Source organism: Streptomyces sp. 8L (genome assembly GCF_020176795.1).
In the GTDB taxonomy this organism is placed as follows: domain Bacteria; phylum Actinomycetota; class Actinomycetes; order Streptomycetales; family Streptomycetaceae; genus Streptomyces.
Window position 1 is genome coordinate 1 of the sequence record NZ_JAIUKE010000936.1, and the last position, 874, is coordinate 874.

An 874-nucleotide genomic window follows, 5' to 3' on the forward strand; every position below is an offset into this window, starting at 1 on the left:
GGCCGTGCCCGACATCTGGGCCGGAGTGGACATCGGCAAGGAACATCACCACTGCGTGGTGATCGACGCCCAGGGCAGGCAGCTGCTGTCGCGGCGGGTCCTGAACGACGAGAGCGAGCTGCTCCAGCTCCTGGCCGACGTGATGGAGCTGTCCCGCGACGTGCTGTGGGCGGTGGACATCAACCACGGCGGGGCCGTGCTCCTGCTCGGCCTGCTCGTCGGCCACGACCAGCACATCGCCTACATCACCGGCCTGGCCGTCCACCGCGCCTCGGCCGGCTACCGCAGTCAGGCCAAGACCGACGCGAAGGACGCCTTCGTCATCGCCGACCAGGCCCGCATGCGCACCGACCTCGGTGTCCTGCGGCCCGGCGACGAAATATCGGTCGACCTGCGCACCCTGGTCACCCGCCGCACCGATCTGGTCTGCGACCGCACCCGGCAGATCAACCGTCTGCGCGCTCAGCTCCTGGAGATCTTCCCCGCGTTGGAACGCGCCCTGGAACTGACCAAGAAGGGGCCGGCGATGCTGCTGACCGGCTACCAGACCCCGGCCGCCATCCGCCGCGCCGGCACCTCCCGCATCACCACCTGGCTGAAGAACCGCAAGGTCTACGGCAGTGTGGCCCTGGCCAAAGCCGTCATGGAAGCGGCGGAGGCCCAGATGACTGCCCTGCCCGGCGAGAAACTTGCGGCCGCCATGGTGGCCCGCCTGGCCAAGGGGGTGATGGCCCTCGATGAGGAGATCGCCGAAGTGGAAGCCCTGATCGAGGCCCGGTTTCGCGAGCATCCGAGCGCCGAGGTGATCCAGAGCCTGCCCGGCATGGGCACCATGCTGAGCGCGGAGTTCCTCGCCGCGACCGGCGGCGACATG

The 874-nt window shown here is 69.3% G+C and carries 1 protein-coding gene; it reads left to right on the plus strand.

From position 1 onward, the window contains the following. Positions 1–4 precede the first annotated feature (4 nt). Positions 5–874: IS110 family transposase (locus tag LCE31_RS39975; RefSeq protein WP_225023224.1), on the plus strand; the 870-nt coding region annotated here is incomplete at its 3' end.